This window comes from Nocardia sp. NPDC023852 (assembly GCF_040639505.1).
Taxonomy (GTDB): domain Bacteria; phylum Actinomycetota; class Actinomycetes; order Mycobacteriales; family Mycobacteriaceae; genus Nocardia.
This window is the reverse complement of record NZ_JBFAAB010000016.1, coordinates 155,309-172,772: the sequence shown is the minus strand read 5'-3', so window position 1 is coordinate 172,772 and position 17,464 is coordinate 155,309. Positions and strand designations below refer to the sequence as shown.

Here is a 17,464-nt window from a genome sequence, read left to right as displayed (position 1 = left end):
GCATCGGCAACATCGTGGCCGCCGCCCTGGTACTGCTGCATATCGAACACGGCCGAACGACCTGACCCCGACACGCCGCTACCCGGAAAGGCTCAGTGTGCGCCGCCGAGTTCCAACGCCAGCACACCGAGGATCACCAGCCCGATTCCGCCGACCTGGACCACGGTCAGCCGCTCGCCCAGAAACAGCACACCGATCACCGCGATCGCGGCGACACCCACCGCCGACCAGATGCCGTACGCCACCCCAATCGTCATGCCGCGCTTCAACGCCTGGGATAGGAAGAAGAACGCCGCGCTGTAGCCGACGACCATTACCAACGAGGGTATGAGCTTGCTGAACCCGTCGGAGAGCTTCAGCGAAACGGTCGCGGTCACCTCGGACGCGATGGCCAATGCGAGCAGTAGCAAGGTCATCGCCGCAGCGTAGCCAGTTCCACGCACCACACAGAGCGATGCCCTGCGCCGGACGCCACCCAGCTCCCCAAGGTGGGGAACACCGGTAGGACCGGGGCAATCGCGGAGCATACGATCTGGCAAATGATCGGCAGGCAAGACGTCGCGGTGGTTGAGTTTCCCTTCGAAACGCTGACCTGCAACGAAATATCGTTCGCGGAACGCGACGAACGCTATCGGCTACTGCACGAATGGCCGGAGCCGACCTATCGGCACCCATCCGGACTACGCATGATCTGGAAGTACGCCGATGTGCGCGAGGTGCTGGACGCGGCCACTCCCGGGTTATCCAACGCGAATTCGTTGGATCCGCTGGTGGGTTACGCGCGGATCGTGGCGACTCCGCGGGCCATCCCGCATTTCGTCCGGCACCTGGTTCCGCCGCCCGCCAAGGCGACCGCCAACTTGACCGACGACCGCCTGCACAAGCGCGTGTGGAACACCATGGCTGGTCCGTCGGGGCACTTCACGATCTCCCCCGGCGACCGGCCGCACCGTGCCGCCGCCATGGTCGAGCACTTCCACGACGCGGTGCGCGATTCGGGCTACCGACCCGGCACACACCTCGACGTCACGGCATTGTCGATGACATACGCCGCACGGACGTGCGGTGCGGCCGTGGGGTTGCCCGAGTCGGACTGGCCACACGTGGCGGCATGGAGCGGCGCGCAATCGGGACTACTCGGCCGCGTCATGCGCGGCCGCGAATTGGCCGATGCTGTCGCCGCACTCGGATGGTTGTTCACCGTGAGCGGCCGGGCGGTCCGGGAGGGCCGTGGCAGTGCGGCGACCGGATTCGCGCGCAGGCTTCGCGACGCCGGGCTCTCCCACCGAATCGCCGTGTCGGCCATGGCGAATTCCCTCGCCGCCGGTGTGCACACCGTGAGCGGCAGCATCCAGCAAGGGGTGCAGCGGCTGCTCACGGACCCGGACCGGGCGTGGTGGGATCTGCTCGCCGACCCGGAAGGCTCCGGACGGGTTGCCGCGAAGATCCTCCAGCTCGACCCCGGACTCGTGGCGTGGAAACGTCATGTCAAGACACCGGTCGTCCTGCGAAGCGGCACTCGACTCCCGGCGGGACCGGTGCTGGTGATGTTCGCCGCGGCCAACCGCGACCCGGAGGCCTTTCCCGACTGTTCGGATCTGCAGGGTACCGGCAAGCTGCCGTTGACCTTCGGGTTCGGCAGGCACGTCTGCCCGGGCAAGAGCATGGCCACGCTCGCCGTCGAAGTGTTCCTCCGGCAGCTACGTGAACTCGCGCCGGAGGCCGAACTCGTCCCGGAGGCGAGTCGCACCACGCGGCGAAGCGATCTCCTGTTCAGCGGCGCCGATATCACCATCACCTGGTAGGGCCGATCGACTCGACGTCATTCGCCGAACAGGGACATTCGCTCCGAATACCGGCTCCGCACGGCCCCGCTGAGTCAGCCCAGCCAGGCGCGTGCCTCGGCCGCCGCCCGCCGTACCTCCTCGAGCTGGGAGGCGACCTGCACGCCCGCGGTTCCGCCGCGGGCGTCCCGAGACGCGATGGAGCCCTGCACGGTGAGAACCTCACGCACTCTTCCGGTCAGCGCGGGGTCGATGGCGGCGAACTCCTCGTCGGTGAGCTCGTCGAGGCCGACGCCGCGGGATTCGGCGGCACGCACGCAGGCGCCTGCCGCCTCATGCGCGACACGGAATGGAACACCCTGGCGGACAAGCCATTCGGCGATATCGGTGGCCAGTGTGAAACCGGCGGGCGCGAGTTCGGCCATACGGTCGGTGTGGAAGGTCAGTGTCGAGACAAGGCCCGCGATGGCCGGGAGCAGCAGCTCGAGCTGGGCGACCGAATCGAACAAGGGCTCCTTGTCCTCCTGCAGGTCACGGTTATAGGCCAGGGGCTGCGCCTTGAGGGTGGCCAGCAGTCCGGTGAGGTTTCCGATCAGCCTGCCGGCCTTGCCGCGGGTGAGCTCGGAGACGTCCGGGTTCTTCTTCTGCGGCATGATCGAAGAGCCGGTGGACCACGCGTCGGCCAGGGTGATGTAGCCGAATTCCGGTGTGCTCCAGAGGATCACCTCTTCGGCCATCCGGCTCAGGTCTACGCCGATCATGGCGAGCACAAAGGCAGCCTCGGCGGCGAAATCCCGCGCCGAGGTGGCGTCGATCGAGTTGGCGGCGGCCGCGTCGAAATCCAGGTCCGCGGCGATCGCCTCCGGGTCGAGTCCGAGCGAGGAGCCCGCCAGCGCGCCGGAACCATAGGGCGACACCGCCGCCCGCTTATCGAAGTCGCGCAGCCGGTCAAGGTCGCGCAGCAGCGGGTGGGCGTGGGCGAGTAGATGGTGGGCCAGCAGCACCGGCTGGGCGGCCTGCAGGTGCGTCTTGCCCGGCATCACCGCGTCCGGGTGCGCCGCGGCCTGAGCGACGAGCGCGTCGACCACCGCGAGCACACCCGCCGCGACCCGGCGCACACCGTCGCGCAACCACATCCGGAACAAGGTGGCCACCTGGTCGTTACGCGAACGGCCCGCACGCAGCCTGCCGCCGAGCTCGGCGCCCACTCGCTCGATCAGCCCGCGCTCCAGCGCGCCGTGCACGTCCTCGTCCGAGTCGGCGGGCCGGAACACACCCGAATCCACATCCGCCGCAAGCCGATCCAGTCCGGCCAGCATCCCCGACAGGTCGCCGTCGGAGAGCAGCCCCGCCTTGTGCAGCACCCGCGCGTGTGCTTTCGACGCACGGATATCGTATGGGGCCAGAGCCCAGTCGAAGTGCGTCGACTTGCTCAGCGCGGCCATGGCCTCGGCGGGCCCGGAGGCGAATCGCCCGCCCCAGAGCGCACCCTGGTTCGTGCTGCCGCTCTGCGTCACTGGTCCGCCTCTCCGAGCCTTCAGGCCGTACTAGTTGGGTGATGAGGATTTGCGAGACTACGACTGTGGCGGTAGCCGACAGCGCGCCGGTGCGCGTCCGTGCACCGGCGCGCGTGGGACTACTTCTGGCTCAGGTCACGGCGGGCGGCGACCTTGGAGGACAAGCCGTGGATCTGCACGAAGCCCTTGGCCAGCGACTGGTCGAAGGTGTCGCCCTCGTCGTAGGTGGCCAGGTTGAAGTCGTAGAGCGACTGCTCGGAGCGACGACCGTTGACCACGGCGGAGCCGCCGTGCAGGACCATTCGGATGTCGCCGGAGACATGCTGCTGGGTGTCGCCGATGAAGGCGTCCAGAGCGCGCTTGAGCGGGGAGAACCACAGGCCGTCGTAGGCCAGCTCGCCCCAGCGCTGCTCGACCTGCCGCTTGTAGCGGCCCAGTTCGCGCTCGATGGTGACGTTTTCGAGGGCCTGATGCGCGGTGATCAGCGCGATGGCGCCGGGCGCCTCGTAGATCTCGCGGCTCTTGATGCCGACCAATCGGTCCTCGACCATGTCGAGGCGGCCGACGCCTTGGCGGCCCGCGCGATGGTTCAGTTCGACGATCGCCTCGAGCACGCTGACCTGGCGCCCGTCGATGGCCACCGGCACGCCCTTGTCGAAGGTGACGATGAGCTCGTCCGGCGCCTCGAAGTTGACGGTCGGGTCGGAGGTGTAGTCGTAGACGTCCTTGGTCGGAGCGTTCCACAGGTCCTCGAGGAAGCCGGTCTCGACGGCACGGCCCCAGACGTTCTGGTCGATGGAGAACGGGGATTTCTTGGTGACGTTGATCGGCAGCGCGTTCTCCTCGGCGAAGGCAATGGCCTTCTCCCTGGTCCACGCGTAGTCGCGGACCGGGGCGATCACGTTCAGGTCGGGCGCGAGCGCGCCGATGCCGACCTCGAAGCGGACCTGATCGTTGCCTTTGCCGGTGCAGCCGTGCGCGACGGTACTGGCCCCATGGAACTTGGCGGCCTCGACCAGGTGCTTGACGATCAGCGGGCGGCTGATCGCCGAGACCAGGGGGTACTCGCCCATGTACATGGCGTTGGCCTGGATGGTGGGCAGGCAGTACTCGGTGGCGAACTCGTCACGGGCATCGACCACGATCGCCTCGACGGCGCCGCAGTCCAGCGCTCGCTGACGCACCACGTTCATGTCCTCGCCACCCTGGCCGAGGTCGATGGCCACGGCCACCACCTCGGCGCCGGTCTCCTTGCCGATCCAGCTGATCGCCACGGAGGTGTCCAGCCCACCGGAGTAGGCGAGTACGACGCGCTCGGACATGTTCTGTGTGCTCCTCGGTTTTCGGTAGGTGTACCAGCAGTATGGCGGGTCCGAGCGGCGGGCGCGGCCCGGCCCCGACGCCTCGAGACCACTCTCGGCTCGCCCACGTCGTGCTACAAATGATTATGCACGACGATGCAATCCCATTCACAACCGGGGCTGGCGTGCGCCACCCGCTCAGACTGACGAACCCGTCGGCAATACCTCTTGCCTCACCACCCCCTGCCGCAGCACCACGCCGGTGACGCATCCCGGCGAGGCCATCCAGACGCCCGACCGGCAATGCCGATGGGCGTGCTCACGACTCCCAAGGATTGATCACCGGCACGTCCATCGGAGCGAAGTCCTTCACGTTCCGCGTCACGAGCGTCATGCCGTGTTCGCTCGCCGTAGCGGCGATCATGGCATCACGCTCGGGGCGCGGGTCCGGCACGTGCAGCCGCGCGACGCGACGCGCGACGGCCGGGTCGATCCCCAGAATCCGGCCTGCGAACACATCGAGCACGTCGTCCTCCAGCCACCTTCGCAGCCGCTTCCCCCGCGTCGAGTCACGTCGTTCGACTCGACCGATGCCAACCTCGATCTCCAGTACAGTGACGACGCTCATATACAGCTCGGACGGCCTCCGGCCTGCCATCCAGGCCCGAACCGAAGGATTCGCCGCACGAGAGGACTTCCGCAGTTCACTCAGGACGTTCGTATCGAGCAGGAATGTCACAGCCGCGGAACCTTCAACTCGACGGTCAACTGAGCCGGATCGAAGTCGATGTCGTCATCCTCCATGCTCAACCGCTCCACAATGTCCTGACTGTCCGCGCGCAACCTCCGATACTCCTCGATCGATAGCAGCACGAAAGCCTCCGCGCCACGATCGGTGATCACGACCGGGCCCTCGACAGCGGCGCGTTTGGCCGCACTCACGTCGCGATTGAACTCACGCGCACTCATCGTGGTCATAGAGACCTCCCTAAGTAGGTACTTACCTACATTAGGAAGTTCGCCATCGGCGCGCCAGTCGATTGCGCGATCGACTGCCAGCCCACCACGCACCTAGCGGTCAGAACTGCTGGCGACAGCCGAGAGACACCGCACCGTCAGGCGAGTTCCTCGATCTTGGCGGCCACTTCCGCGCCGGTGAGGGGCTCACGCGCGATGACAGCGATGGTGTCGTCGCCCGCGATGGTGCCGACGATGTACGGCAGGGCGGCGCGGTCGAGGGCGCTGGCCAGATAGTGGGCGGCGCCGGGCGGGGTGCGCAGGACCGCGATGTTGCCGCTGGAGTCGGTGGAGACCAGCAGGTCGCCGAGCAACTTGGACAACCGGTCGGTGCCACCGGTGACGCCGCGGAAGGGACTGCCGTCCTCGGGCACCACGTAGACGCCCGCACCGCCGTCGGCGGCACGGAGCTTCACTGCCCCCAGTTCGTCCAGATCCCGCGACAGCGTCGCCTGAGTGGTGTCGATGCCCTCGGCCGCCAGCAGCGCCGCCAGCTCGGTCTGGCTGCGCACCGCGTGCGCCGAGAGCAGTTCGACGATGCGTGACTGCCGACCGGCGCGGGTGCGCGCGATGGCCGGGCCGCCTCTGACCTCGGTCACACCGCGCTCCCGCATCGTCGCTCCAGCAGCCAGACCAGCAGCGCCTTCTGTGCGTGCAGCCGGTTCTCCGCCTCGTCCCACACCACGCTGTGCGGGCCGTCCAGCACCTCGTCGGTGACCTCCTCGCCGCGGTGTGCGGGAAGGCAATGCAGCACAACGGCGTCCGGCTGCGCGTGCGCGAGCAGGCCGGCGTTGAGCTGGAACGGCCGGAAGGGGCCGACCCGGTCCAGGCCGTCGTTCTCCTGTCCCATAGAGGTCCAAGTATCGGTGACCAGCGCGTCGGCGCCTTCGGCGGCGGCGACCGGATCGCCGGTCAACGTAATGGTGGCACCGGTGTCGGCGGCCCGCTTACGCGCGGCCTCCACGATCCAGGGCAGCGGTTCGAAACCGGCAGGCGCGGCGATGGTCACGTTCAGACCCGCCGTGACACCGCCGAGCAGCAGCGAGTGCGCCATGTTGTTGGCGCCGTCGCCGAAGTAGGCGAGGTTGCGGCCGATCAGGTCGCCCTTGTGCTCGGCGAGGGTCTGCAGGTCGGCGAGCACCTGGCACGGATGGAATTCATCGGACAGCGCGTTCACCACAGGGACCGTCGCGCTGGCGGCCATTTCGTCCAGCCGGACCTGCTCGAAGGTGCGCCACACGATCGCGTCGACATAGCGCGACAGCACGCGGCCAGTGTCGCCGAGCGTCTCCTCCCTGCCCAGCTGGGTGTCGCGACCGTCGACGACCACCGCGTGTCCACCGAGCTGGGCGATGCCCATCTCGAAGGAGAACCGGGTGCGAGTGGAGTTCTTCTCGAAGATCACGCCGACGCCGCGCGGACCCTCCAGGGGGCGCCGGGAGAATGGTGCCTTCTTGAGTTCGGCCGCGAGCGCGAGAATTTCGGCCTGCTCGGCCGGGCTGACGTCGTCGTCTCGCAGGAAATGCCGCAAGGGCCCGGAGATCATTGCGCCGCAACCCCTTTCGCGTCCGCTAGTGCGCCGTCCAAGATCCCCGGCAGGTCGGCGACGAAGTTGTCGGCCTGGGTCTCGGTGAGCACCAGCGGCGGAGCGAGCCGGATCACGTCAGGCTTGGCCGGGTTCACCAGGTATCCCGCCGCCCGCGCCCGCGCCTCGACCTGCGCAGACAGGTCCTCGGTGAGCACGATGCCGAGCAGCAGGCCCGCCCCGCGCACCCGGTCGATCAGCGGGTGCTCCAACAGTTCGATGCCGTCGCTGAGCCGCTTGCCGACGGACTGCACATGCGACAGCAAATCGGTGTCGTCGATCGTGCGCAGCACCGCGAGGGCAGCCGCCGCGCACACCGGGTTGCCGCCGAAGGTGGTGCCGTGCAGGCCAGGCGTGAGCAGTTCGGCCGCCCGGCCGTTGGCCAGCACCGCGCCGATCGGGAGCCCGCCACCGAGGCCCTTGGCCAGGGTGATCACGTCCGGCACGACGCCGACTGCTTGGTGCGCGTAGAACGTCCCGGTCCGGCCGATACCGGTCTGCACCTCGTCGAGCACCAGCAGCGCTCCGTTGCGCGCGGTGATCTCGCGCGCCGTGACCAAGTAGTCGAACGGCGGAACCACCACGCCGCTCTCCCCCATCATCGGCTCGAGGAACACCGCGGCGGTGTCCTCGTCGACCACGGCGTCCAGCGCCGCGGCGTCACCGTAGGGCACGTGCACGACGCCCGCGGGCATCGGCTCGAACGGCGTCCGCTTGGACGGTTGCCCGGTGAGAGCCAGCGCCCCCATGGTGCGGCCGTGGAACGCCTCGTCGCAGGCGATGATCTTGCGCCGCCCGGTCAACCGAGCGATCTTGAACGCCGCCTCGACAGCCTCGGTGCCGGAGTTGCAGAAGAATGCCCGGCCCTCGCCGTCGCCGAAGTGCGCGAGCAACCGCTCGGCCAGCTCGATGACCGGCTCGCTGGCATACAGATTCGAGACGTGCCCGAGCGTGCCGAGTTGCTGGGTAACCGCCTCCAGGATCGCCGGGTGCGCGTGGCCGAGGCTGTTGACCGCGATGCCGCCGAGGAAATCGAGGTAGCGGTTCCCGTCCGCGTCGTAGACCACTGCGCCCGCGCCGCGCACCAGCGCGACCTTGGGGGTGCCGTAGTTGTTCATCAGCGCGGCGGACCACCGCTTCCGCAGTTCAGCTGTCGTCATTGTTTCGTTCCGTCCAGTGGCCGCGACCCGCTCGGGATGAGCGGGGCGGGCGTCACCATCGTTCCGATTCCTTCTCCGGTGAACAGTTCCAGCAGCACGGCGTGCGGGACGCGACCGTCGATCACATGAGCGGTCGGCACCCCCGCTTGCACGGCGCGCAGGCAGGCTTCCATCTTGGGCACCATGCCCGTGTCCAGGCTGGGGAGCAACTCCGTCAGCTCGGCGGTGTCGATGCGCGTCGCGAGCGACGACCGGTCCGGCCAGTTCGTGTACAGGCCCTCGACATCGGTGAGCACCACCAGCTTCTCTGCCCCGATACCCTCGGCGAGCGCGGCGGCGGCGGTGTCGGCGTTGATGTTGTGCACCACGCCATCGGCGTCCGGCGCGATCGTCGACACCACCGGGATGCGGCCCGCGCCGATCAGGTCGAGCACGGCATCCGGGTTCACCGCGGTGACGTCACCGACCAAGCCGATGTCGGTCGGCTCGCCGTCCACATCGACGGTGCGGCGGGTCGCGGTGAACAGCCCCGCGTCCTCACCGGAGGTGCCGACCGCATACGGGCCGTGCGCGTTGATCAACCCGACCAGTTCGCGGCCGACCTGGCCGAACAGCACCATCCGCACCACGTCCATCACCTCGGGTGTGGTCACCCGGAAGCCACCTCGGAATTCCCCTTGCATGCCGAGCTTCTTCAGCATCGCGCTGATCTGCGGGCCGCCCCCGTGCACCACCACCGGGCGCACACCGACCGTGCGCAGGAAAGCCATGTCGGCGGCGAAGGCCCGCTTGAGTTCCTCGTCGACCATGGCGTTGCCGCCGTACTTCACCACGACGATCTTGTCCCGAAACCTCTGCAGCCACGGCAACGCGCCGGCAAGGACGTGCGCCTTGTCCAGCGCCGAGAGCGTATGCAGCACCTGACTGGTCATGAGCTGTAGGCCGAGTTCTCTTCGACGTAGCCGTGCGAGAGGTCCGTGGTGCGGATGGTCGCGCGGGCGGCACCGACATTCAGCTCGATCAGCACCTCGATGTCGGCGCCGGACAGGTCCACCTCGCGGGCGCCCGGCGCACCGACGCCGTCGAGGCACACCGGGTTCCCGTTGAACGACACCGAGATCCGGTTCGGGTCGAGCGTGACCGGCGCCATGCCGACCGCGGCGAGCACCCGGCCCCAGTTCGGGTCGGAGCCGAACAGCGCCGTCTTGACCAGGCTGTCGCGGGCGACGGTCCGCGCCGCGGCCAGCGCCTCGTGCTCGCTGACCGCGCCCGCGACGGTGATCAGCACCCGTTTGGTGACACCCTCGGCGTCGGCCATCAGTTGGGCGGCCAAGTCGTCGCAGACCGCGAGCACGGCGGCATCGAGCTCCTCCTGGCTCGGGGTGACCTCGCTGGCGCCGTTGGCCAGCAACAGCACGGTGTCATTGGTGGAGCAGGAGCCGTCCACGTCGAGCCGGTCGAAGGTGCGCTCGGTGGCGTTGCGCAGGGCCTGGTCGAGCTGGTCGGCGGTGACCGCGGCGTCGGTGGTCAGCACCACCAGCATCGTCGCCAGCGCGGGGGCCAGCATGCCCGCCCCTTTGGCCATGCCGCCGACGTTCCATTTGTCGCGATGGTGGTAGGCCGCCTCTTTGGGCACGGTGTCGGTGGTCATGATCGCGTACGCGGCGTCCGAACCACCGGAGAGGCCACCGCCCATCTCGTGCACGATCTCGGTGACGGCGGGAATCAGCTTGTCCATCGGCAGCCGGTCGCCGATGAGTCCGGTCGAGCAGACGGCGATCTCACCAGCACCGGTCTCGGTACCCCAATTGCTCAGCGCGGCGGCGAGTTCCTCGGCGGTTCGGTGCGTGTCCTGAAATCCGGCGGGCCCGGTGCAGGCGTTGGCGCCGCCGGAGTTCAGGATCACCGCGCGCAACTGCTTGCCGGTCAGCACCTGCTGCGACCACAGCACCGGAGCCGCCTTCACCTTGTTGCTGGTGAACACGCCCGCGGCCGCGTATTCGGGGCCTTCGTTGAACACCAGCGCCAGATCCGGCTTGCCGCTGGCCTTGATGCCCGCGGCGATGCCCGCCGCGCGGAAGCCGAGCGGCGCCGTGACGCCTTGGTTGCGCACCAGCTTGCCGCCCGCGCTCTCGGTCGTACTCCCAGCGGTTGTCGTCACGGTGCCACTCCTACGGTGGAAAGTCCTGCGGTCTCGTCGAATCCGACGGCCAAGTTCATCGATTGCACCGCGGCACCCGCGGTGCCCTTGGTCAAGTTGTCGATCGCGCCGATCACGACCAGCAGGCCCGCGCCGGCGTCCACCGCCACCTGCAGCGTGACGGCGTTGGAACCGAGCACCGAACCGGTCTGCGGCAGCACGCCTTCCGGCAGCATGTGCACGAAAGGCTCGTCGGCATAGGCTTTTTCGTAGACGGCGCGCGCCTGCGCGGCGTCGACACGGGTGGGTGCGGTGCAGGTGGCGAGGATGCCGCGCGGCATCGGTGCGAGCACCGGGGTGAACGATACGGCGACGTCCGTGCCGCCCGCCGCCGTCAGGTTCTGCGCGATTTCCGGCGTGTGCCGGTGCGCGCCCGCGATGCCGTAGGCCCGCGCCGAGCCCATCACCTCGGTGCCGAGCAGCGCCACGTCCAGCTTGCGGCCCGCACCGGAGGTGCCGCTGACCGCGACCACGTGCACGGCGGGCTCGACGATGCCCGCCGCCACGGCGGGGGCGAGCGCGAGGCTGGCCACGGTCGGGTAGCACCCCGGGACCGCGATCCGGTGCGCGCCGCGCAGCTTGTCCCGGCCGCCGGGCAGCTCGGGCAGACCGTAGGGCCAACTGCCCGCGTGCGGGCTGCCGTAGTACTTTTCCCACGCTTCCGGGTCGGTGAGGCGGAAATCGGCACCGCAGTCGATGATCACCGTCGACTCGGGCAGCTTCTCCGCGATGGCCGCGGACTGCCCGTGCGGCAGGCCGAGAAAGACCACGTCATGTCCGGCCAGCTCGTCCGCCGTGGTCGGCGCGAGTATCCGTTCGGCAAGCGGCAGCAGATGCGGCTGCAACTCCCCCAGCGTGGCTCCTGCGTTCGATCCCGCGGTCAGCGCCCCGATGGCGAGGCGCCCGGCTCGGTAGGCCGGATGCCCGAGAAGCAGGCGCAGCACTTCGCCGCCCGCGTATCCGCTCGCACCAGCCACCGCGACCCGCACGACAGGCTGGTGAGGCATATCCGAGGAATCAACCATGTGATGATTATGCATGACTATGCAATCTCATTCACAGACCGGGGTCCGTCCTGGTCGGCCACGCGCCCGTGATACCCGGCCCGAAGTTACCCAAACAGTCCGCCACGGAGCACCGGACGACGCGAGGAGCATGCACCCGAGCACCTCCCGCGGTGCAGTACCCGCCGCGGGAGGTGCACCGGATACCGGCTTACCGTCGCGCCGAATACCGCGCCGCGGCAGACCCCTGCCGTGACGCGGACGAATCGCCACCGCGGCGGTCTGTGAACCCGGAGCAGCACCCCGCGCCTCAGCGCAGCGCCGCCGGGTCGATGCCGAGGGCGTCCGCCAGCCCGGCTTCTCCTTCCGGGGTGACGCGCACGGCACGTCCGGTGCCGACTCGCGTGATCCAGGCCAAGTCCCGCAACCGGCGGCAGAGCTGCGCGCCCGCCGAGCCGCCCAGGTGGGTGCGGCGCTCGGTCCAGTCCAGGCAAGGGCGAACGACCGGACGCCGAGTGGCGTGCAGCGCCGCGGAATCGACGCCTATCGGCCCGGTGAGCCAGGCGAGCCCCGATGCGGTGAGCACGAAACCGCCGTCGTCGTCGAGCAGGCCGCGCGCGATCATGGCCCCGGTGACGACGACGCCGAGACGACCTGCGAGGTGGTCGTAGCAGGTGCGGCCCCGGGCGAGCGCGGCCGCGACGGTGGCGGTGCGCAGTCCGCTCACCGCGGCGCCGGGCGGGCCGAGGTGGGCGACCATGGTTTCCAAGAGTTCCGCCACGTGCGGGCCGGCCAGCTGAACGTAGCGGTGACGGCCCTGGCGACGCTCGATCAGAAGGCCGCCGTCGAGCAGGCGGTCGAGGTGCTCGGTGGCGGTGGACGGCGCGACGCCGGCGTGGCGCGCGAGTTCGCCCGCGGTCCAGGCTCGGCCGTCTATCAGGGCGAGGCACATGTCGGCGCGGGTCGGGTCGGCGAGCAACATGGCCAGGCCCGCCAGCTGGGCTCCTCTGGTCGGCACCACACCATGATTGTTCGCGGTTGTTTCGGCGGGCGCCGAAACAACCGCGAGATAGCGTCGCGGGATGGACCGGGTATGCCCAGTAATGTCGATGACCAGAACCCAGACCTTCCGTGCGCTGCACCACCGCGCCGAGCCGCTGGTCCTGCCCAATGCCTGGGACTTCGGGTCGGCGGCACTGCTCGCGGCCGAAGGCTTTCCGGCGATCGGCACCACCAGCCTCGGAGTCGCCGCGGCGGCGGGGCTCGCCGACGGCACCGGGGTCACCGGCGAGGAAACCCTCGCGTTGGCGCGACGGCTCGCCAGGCTGCCGGTGCCGGTGACCGTCGACATCGAGGGTGGGTTCAGCGATTGTCCGGCCACCGTCGCCGAATACGTCGGACGGCTGGCCGAATTCGGTATCGCCGGAGTGAACCTGGAGGACGGCCGGGCGGACACCGCGCTGGCCGGACCAGAGCATCAGGCCGAGCTGATCTCCGCGATCAAGGCACGTACGCCGGAGCTGTTCGTCAACGCCCGCGTCGACACCTACTGGTTGAACCTCGAGCACGGTGCCACCCTCGCCCGCGCCGAGCGGTACACCGCCGCCGGCGCCGACGGCGTCTTCGTCCCCGGCCTGACCGATCCGGACGAAATCGGCCGGATCGTCGCGGCGATACCCGTGCCCGTCAACATTCTCTACTCGGCGACTGGGCCGTCGATCGCGACGCTCGCCGAGCTCGGTGTTCGCCGGATCAGTACCGGCTCGCTGCTGTACCGCGCTGCCCTGGCGGCAGCTGTCGACGTCGCGCGCGCCGTGCGCGACAGTACGCCAGTCACCACCCGGATTCCGAGCTACCGGGAGATTCGCGCGATCACCCAACCCCACTCGTGAGACGTCGGCCGGACGGCCAGCGACAACACGGTGTGGACGTGCGATGGGCCCGAAACGGCGTTGAATCTGGTGAAAGAGCGGGCACCGGACCGATGACGCCATCCCCGCCCGGACGCGCCGATACCCCGGTGGCACATGCTGCGGTGGCCGCCGGAATCGCCACCGTGCCTCAGTGCTTGCGCACCACGCGCTCACCCTCGCCGGGCTTCCAGATGGTGATGTCGAGGTGGTCGTCGACGACTTCCACCGTAGAGGCGCCGGTGAGATCGGCGACGTAGAAGTGGTCGAACTCCTGGCCCCGGATGTCGAATCCGCTGTCGTCGAAGAGTTTCTGGGCGAAACGGGCGTGCACTTCCTTGTCCGGAAGGTGGACGACAGTGCCGAAGAGCTTGGCGTCACCGTCGGACACATTCGGGTCGACGGTGGCGGTGTGCAGGCAGAAACGCGGATCACGGGCCAGATCACGGAACTTGGTAGTCCCCGGCATACCGGCGATCACGAGCATCCCCTCGAAGACCCTCGGCTCGATCGGACTGATTCGCGGGAAACCGTCGGAACGGAGGGTGCCGAGCATGCAGAGATTGCCCGTGGCTCGGTGCCTGCGGGTGAAGATTTCGGCGACGCGGGGGGCTTCTTCGACGAATGCGCTCCAAGGGGTCATGGCGAGGACAGTACGACGCATTCTTGACATCGCCTGTCATGTTTTCCGGCTAGTCTCGCGGCATGCGGGCGAGTCGACTGGTGCAGCTGCTGCTGTTGCTGCAAACGCGGGGCCGCACCACCGCGCCGGAACTGGCCAAGGAACTGGAAGTGTCGGTGCGCACCGTCTACCGCGACGTCGATGCGCTCTCGGCGGCGGGCGTGCCGGTGTACAGCGAGCCGGGGCGCGGGGGCGGCGTGCAACTGGTGGACGGCTACCGGACCCGGCTGACCGGACTCACCACGGAGGAGGCCGACGCGGTGCTGCTGGCCGGATTACCGAGTGCCGCAGCTGATCTCGGACTCGGCACCGTACTGGCCACCGCGCAACTGAAGGTGCTCGCCGCATTGCCACCCGAACTGCGTGGGCGCGCGACGCGCATCGCCGAGCGCGTGCACGTCGACGCACCGGGCTGGTTCCACCGTCCCGACGAGACGCCGACGCTCGCCACGGTCGCCGACGCGCTCTGGCACGACCGCAGGCTGCACGTCCGCTACGGCCGCAAGGACGAGGTTGTCGAACGCTACCTGGACCCGCTCGGCCTGGTGTTGAAGGCGGGCACCTGGTATCTCGTCGCACGCGGCGGATCGGCGGTCCGCTCCTACCGGGTGGGCCGGATTCTCGCCGCCGAACCGACCGTCGAGACCTTCGTCCGTCCCGCGGACTTCGATCTGCGGGCGCACTGGTCCGACGCGGCCGACGATTTCGCACACTCGATGCTGCGCGTCCGCGCGCGCTGCCGGATCGCGGCCACGCACCTGCGGCTACTGCGGCTGATGAACGATCCGGTCGCGGTCGCGGAGGCGATGGCTTCGGCGGGCCCGCCCGATGCCGAAGGGTGGGTGGAGGTGGTCGTGCCCTCGGAGTCCTACGAGGTGCTCGCGCACGGCATTCTGCCGCTCGGTGAATTCCTCGAGGTCCTCGAACCGGCCGAACTGCGCGCCCGGCTCGCGGCCACGGCCGCCGCCATGCACGCGCGCTACGCGCGCGCATAGACCGACGCCGCCCTGGCGAGCACCCGGGGCGGCGGCGCAAACACCCGAGCGGTCAGCGCAGCGACCGGAAGAATTCCCGCACGTCCACGGTCAGCAGATCCGGCGCTTCCATCGCCGCGAAATGCCCGCCGCGGTCGAATTCGGTCCACCGCACGATGTTGTGCTCGTTCTCGGCCAGCTTGCGGATGGACATGCTGCCGGGGAAGATCGCCGCCGCGGTCGGCACGCCGGACTTCTGCAGCGGCGCGCCCCACGCCGCGGACTCGCTGTAGAGCCGAAGCGAGGAGGCGAAGGTCCCGGTGAACCAGTAGAGGCTGATATTGGTCAGTAGCGCGTCCCGGCCCACCGCGTCTTCAGGCAGTTCGATCGCCGGATTCGTGTACTGCCGGAACAGGTCGATGATCCAGGACAGCAGCCCCGCGGGCGAGTCGTGCACGCCGATCGCCAGCGTCTGCGGTCGCGTGGATTGCACCATCGCGTAGTCGTAGCGGGAATAGCTCTCCGGCCCGGTCAGCGCGGCCAGCTTCGCTTGATCCTCGGTGCTGTAGTCGGATTCGCCACCGCCCCAGGACGGATCGCCCGCGGTCGTGGATTCGTCCGCGTCACCCCAGGATTCGGCGTCGCCGCTGTCCCATCCCGGCATGGTGATCGGTCCGTTCAGGTGGATCCCGGCGAGGTGCTCGCCCGCGATGTGGCCCAGCCGGCTAGCGACGAAGAAACCCGCGTCGCCACCATGCACGCCGTAGCGTTCGTAACCGAGTCGCGCCATGAGTTTTGCGACCACCTCCGCGAACTGCTCGGTCGCGCCTGCCCCGACCGCGGTTGCCACCTCCGAGAACGCGAACCCAGGCAGCGAAGGGATCACGAGATGGAAGGCGTCGGCCGGGTCGGCGCCGTGCGCGCGCGGATCGCTCAGCGGCCCGATCACGTCCAGGAACTCGACGAACGAGGCCGGCCAGCCGTGATTGAGCAGCAGCGGCAGCGCGCCCGGCTCCGGCGAACGGACATGCAGGAAATGCATCTGCTGCCCGTCGATCTCGGTGACGAACTGCGGCAGCTCGTTCAGCCGGGATTCCGTCGCGCGCCAATCGAATTCGGTGTGCCAATATTCGGCGAGCGGCCGCAGATACGACACGCGCATGCCTTTGTCCCAGCCGACGCCGGGCAGGTCGTCCGGCCACAGCGTGTTCGCGAGCCGGTGGTGCAGATCGTCGATCCGGTCCTGCGGGATGTCGATGCGGAAGGGGCGGATGTCGTGTTCGGTGCTCATGGCGACCACGCTAGGAAGCGCTTAGGACAGTTTCGTTCCTAACTTCCTGGCATTCTGGACGTCATGCTGGAATCCTCGGCGCGATTGCTCAAACTCCTGGCCCTGCTACAGGCCAATCGCGACTGGACCGGGGCCGAACTGGCCGAACGGCTCGGCGTCACCGGACGCACGGTGCGTCGCGATATCGACCGGCTGCGCGAACTCGGCTACCCGGTGCACGCCACCCGCGGCGCCGCGGGCTATCGGCTCGGCGCGGGCGCCGCACTGCCGCCGCTGCTGCTCGACGACGACGAGGCGGTCGCGGTGGTGGTCGGCCTGCGCAGCGCCTCCGGCGGCACCGTGACCGGCATCGAGGAGGCATCGCTGCGGGCCCTGACGAAATTGGAACAGGTGCTTCCGCCACGGTTGCGTCACCGGGTTCGCACGCTACGCGGCGCCACCCTGCGCGTCGCCGCCCCCGGCGCGACCGTACCGCCGGACACGCTGATGGCCATCGCCGAGGCGTGTGATCGACACGAACGCCTGCGGTTCGACTACCGCGCGCACAGCGGAGTGTCGAGCGTCCGCTCGGTCGAGCCGCACACCCTGGTGCATTTCAGCAGGCACTGGTACCTGGTCGCCTGGGATGTGGACCGCGCCGACTGGCGTACCTTCCGCGCCGACCGGATCACGCCACGAATTCCCACCGGACCTCGATTCTCGCCGCGCGAGCCACCCGAAGGTGGTGTGGTCGCGTATCTTTCGATGCGATTGTCCGCCCGCTCGTGGCCCTATCAGGCGACGGTACTGCTGCACAGCTCCGCCGAGGACGCCGCAGACAGCGTATGGCCCGGCATGGGTGTCGTGGAGGCCGTCGACGACCGCAGCTGCCGACTACACGTCGGCGGCGAGTCGCCCGAGGGGCTGGTCTGGATGATCACCTCGGTCGACATCGATTTCACCGTGCTGACCGGTCCACCGGAACTGGTCGGCGCGATCCGCGCCCAGGCCGTCCGCTGCGACCGCGCGGTGCGCGACTTCCCCGCACCATAGTTCCGCG

Annotated in this window: 18 protein-coding genes; 4 read left to right on the top strand and 14 right to left on the bottom strand. The window is 68.9% G+C overall.

The features are described from left to right. Positions 1 to 92 precede the first annotated feature (92 nt). Complete coding sequence (locus AB0H00_RS21660) at positions 93 to 416, bottom strand: multidrug efflux SMR transporter (protein WP_357268760.1); 324 nt, start codon at positions 414 to 416, stop codon at positions 93 to 95. Between the two features lie 123 nt (positions 417 to 539). Here AB0H00_RS21660 and AB0H00_RS21655 point away from each other — a divergent pair, with 123 nt between their 5' ends. After that, positions 540 to 1,805 (top strand): hypothetical protein, encoded by a 1,266-nt coding sequence (locus tag AB0H00_RS21655; protein ID WP_357268757.1) that lies wholly within the window; start codon positions 540 to 542, stop codon positions 1,803 to 1,805. A 74-nt stretch (positions 1,806 to 1,879) separates the two neighbouring features. On the opposite strand, the gene argH is transcribed toward AB0H00_RS21655, so the two are convergent. From argH to AB0H00_RS21600, 11 genes are all read right to left on the bottom strand, one after another. Continuing rightward, a complete protein-coding gene (argH, locus tag AB0H00_RS21650) occupies positions 1,880 to 3,301 on the bottom strand; it encodes an argininosuccinate lyase (protein ID WP_357268754.1) in 1,422 nt (473 codons plus the stop codon). A gap of 119 nt (positions 3,302 to 3,420) precedes the next feature. After that, positions 3,421 to 4,623: an argininosuccinate synthase gene (locus tag AB0H00_RS21645; RefSeq protein ID WP_357268751.1), complete on the bottom strand. Its 1,203-nt coding sequence runs from the start codon at positions 4,621 to 4,623 to the stop codon at positions 3,421 to 3,423. 298 nt (positions 4,624 to 4,921) lie between these two features. Next, positions 4,922 to 5,341: a type II toxin-antitoxin system VapC family toxin gene (locus tag AB0H00_RS21640; RefSeq protein ID WP_357268748.1), complete on the bottom strand. Its 420-nt coding sequence runs from the start codon at positions 5,339 to 5,341 to the stop codon at positions 4,922 to 4,924. Next, the gene (locus tag AB0H00_RS21635; protein ID WP_357268745.1) at positions 5,338 to 5,580 is read right to left on the bottom strand and encodes a type II toxin-antitoxin system Phd/YefM family antitoxin; all 243 of its coding nucleotides are present in this window, start codon (positions 5,578 to 5,580) and stop codon (positions 5,338 to 5,340) included. Before AB0H00_RS21635 ends, AB0H00_RS21640 begins: the two co-directional genes overlap by 4 nt. Positions 5,581 to 5,717: 137 nt before the next feature. After that, positions 5,718 to 6,233, bottom strand: a complete 516-nt coding sequence (locus tag AB0H00_RS21630) for an arginine repressor (RefSeq protein ID WP_357268742.1) — start codon at positions 6,231 to 6,233, stop codon at positions 5,718 to 5,720. Next, a complete protein-coding gene (gene argF, locus AB0H00_RS21625) occupies positions 6,215 to 7,162 on the bottom strand; it encodes an ornithine carbamoyltransferase (protein ID WP_357268810.1) in 948 nt (315 codons plus the stop codon). Before argF ends, AB0H00_RS21630 begins: the two co-directional genes overlap by 19 nt. After that, the gene (locus tag AB0H00_RS21620) at positions 7,162 to 8,364 is read right to left on the bottom strand and encodes an acetylornithine transaminase (protein WP_357268739.1); all 1,203 of its coding nucleotides are present in this window, start codon (positions 8,362 to 8,364) and stop codon (positions 7,162 to 7,164) included. Before AB0H00_RS21620 ends, argF begins: the two co-directional genes overlap by 1 nt. Next, a complete protein-coding gene (gene argB, locus AB0H00_RS21615; RefSeq protein WP_357268736.1) occupies positions 8,361 to 9,296 on the bottom strand; it encodes an acetylglutamate kinase in 936 nt (311 codons plus the stop codon). Before argB ends, AB0H00_RS21620 begins: the two co-directional genes overlap by 4 nt. Beyond that, complete coding sequence (argJ, locus tag AB0H00_RS21610; RefSeq protein ID WP_357268733.1) at positions 9,293 to 10,525, bottom strand: bifunctional glutamate N-acetyltransferase/amino-acid acetyltransferase ArgJ; 1,233 nt, start codon at positions 10,523 to 10,525, stop codon at positions 9,293 to 9,295. The genes argB and argJ overlap by 4 nt, the downstream gene beginning before the upstream one ends. Continuing rightward, on the bottom strand, positions 10,522 to 11,589 hold the full coding sequence (gene argC / locus AB0H00_RS21605) for an N-acetyl-gamma-glutamyl-phosphate reductase (protein WP_357268730.1): 1,068 nt from the start codon (positions 11,587 to 11,589) through the stop codon (positions 10,522 to 10,524). The genes argJ and argC overlap by 4 nt, the downstream gene beginning before the upstream one ends. A gap of 289 nt (positions 11,590 to 11,878) precedes the next feature. Then, a complete protein-coding gene (locus tag AB0H00_RS21600; RefSeq protein WP_357268727.1) occupies positions 11,879 to 12,586 on the bottom strand; it encodes a helix-turn-helix transcriptional regulator in 708 nt (235 codons plus the stop codon). A gap of 91 nt (positions 12,587 to 12,677) precedes the next feature. Between AB0H00_RS21600 and AB0H00_RS21595 the strand changes: the two genes are divergently transcribed. Beyond that, positions 12,678 to 13,460 (top strand): isocitrate lyase/phosphoenolpyruvate mutase family protein, encoded by a 783-nt coding sequence (locus AB0H00_RS21595; protein ID WP_357268724.1) that lies wholly within the window; start codon positions 12,678 to 12,680, stop codon positions 13,458 to 13,460. A gap of 169 nt (positions 13,461 to 13,629) precedes the next feature. Here AB0H00_RS21595 and AB0H00_RS21590 read toward each other — a convergent pair whose 3' ends face one another. Then, positions 13,630 to 14,121 (bottom strand): pyridoxamine 5'-phosphate oxidase family protein, encoded by a 492-nt coding sequence (locus AB0H00_RS21590; protein WP_357268721.1) that lies wholly within the window; start codon positions 14,119 to 14,121, stop codon positions 13,630 to 13,632. Positions 14,122 to 14,183: 62 nt separating this feature from the next. Here AB0H00_RS21590 and AB0H00_RS21585 point away from each other — a divergent pair, with 62 nt between their 5' ends. Continuing rightward, on the top strand, positions 14,184 to 15,155 hold the full coding sequence (locus AB0H00_RS21585) for a WYL domain-containing protein (RefSeq protein WP_357268718.1): 972 nt from the start codon (positions 14,184 to 14,186) through the stop codon (positions 15,153 to 15,155). 52 nt (positions 15,156 to 15,207) lie between these two features. On the opposite strand, the gene AB0H00_RS21580 is transcribed toward AB0H00_RS21585, so the two are convergent. Beyond that, entirely contained in the window at positions 15,208 to 16,425 is a 1,218-nt protein-coding gene (locus AB0H00_RS21580; protein ID WP_357268715.1) for an epoxide hydrolase, read from the bottom strand. A 63-nt stretch (positions 16,426 to 16,488) separates the two neighbouring features. On the opposite strand from AB0H00_RS21580, the gene AB0H00_RS21575 reads away from it, so the two are divergent. After that, a complete protein-coding gene (locus tag AB0H00_RS21575) occupies positions 16,489 to 17,457 on the top strand; it encodes a YafY family protein (RefSeq protein WP_357268712.1) in 969 nt (322 codons plus the stop codon). The last annotated feature ends 7 nt before the right edge of the window (positions 17,458 to 17,464 follow it).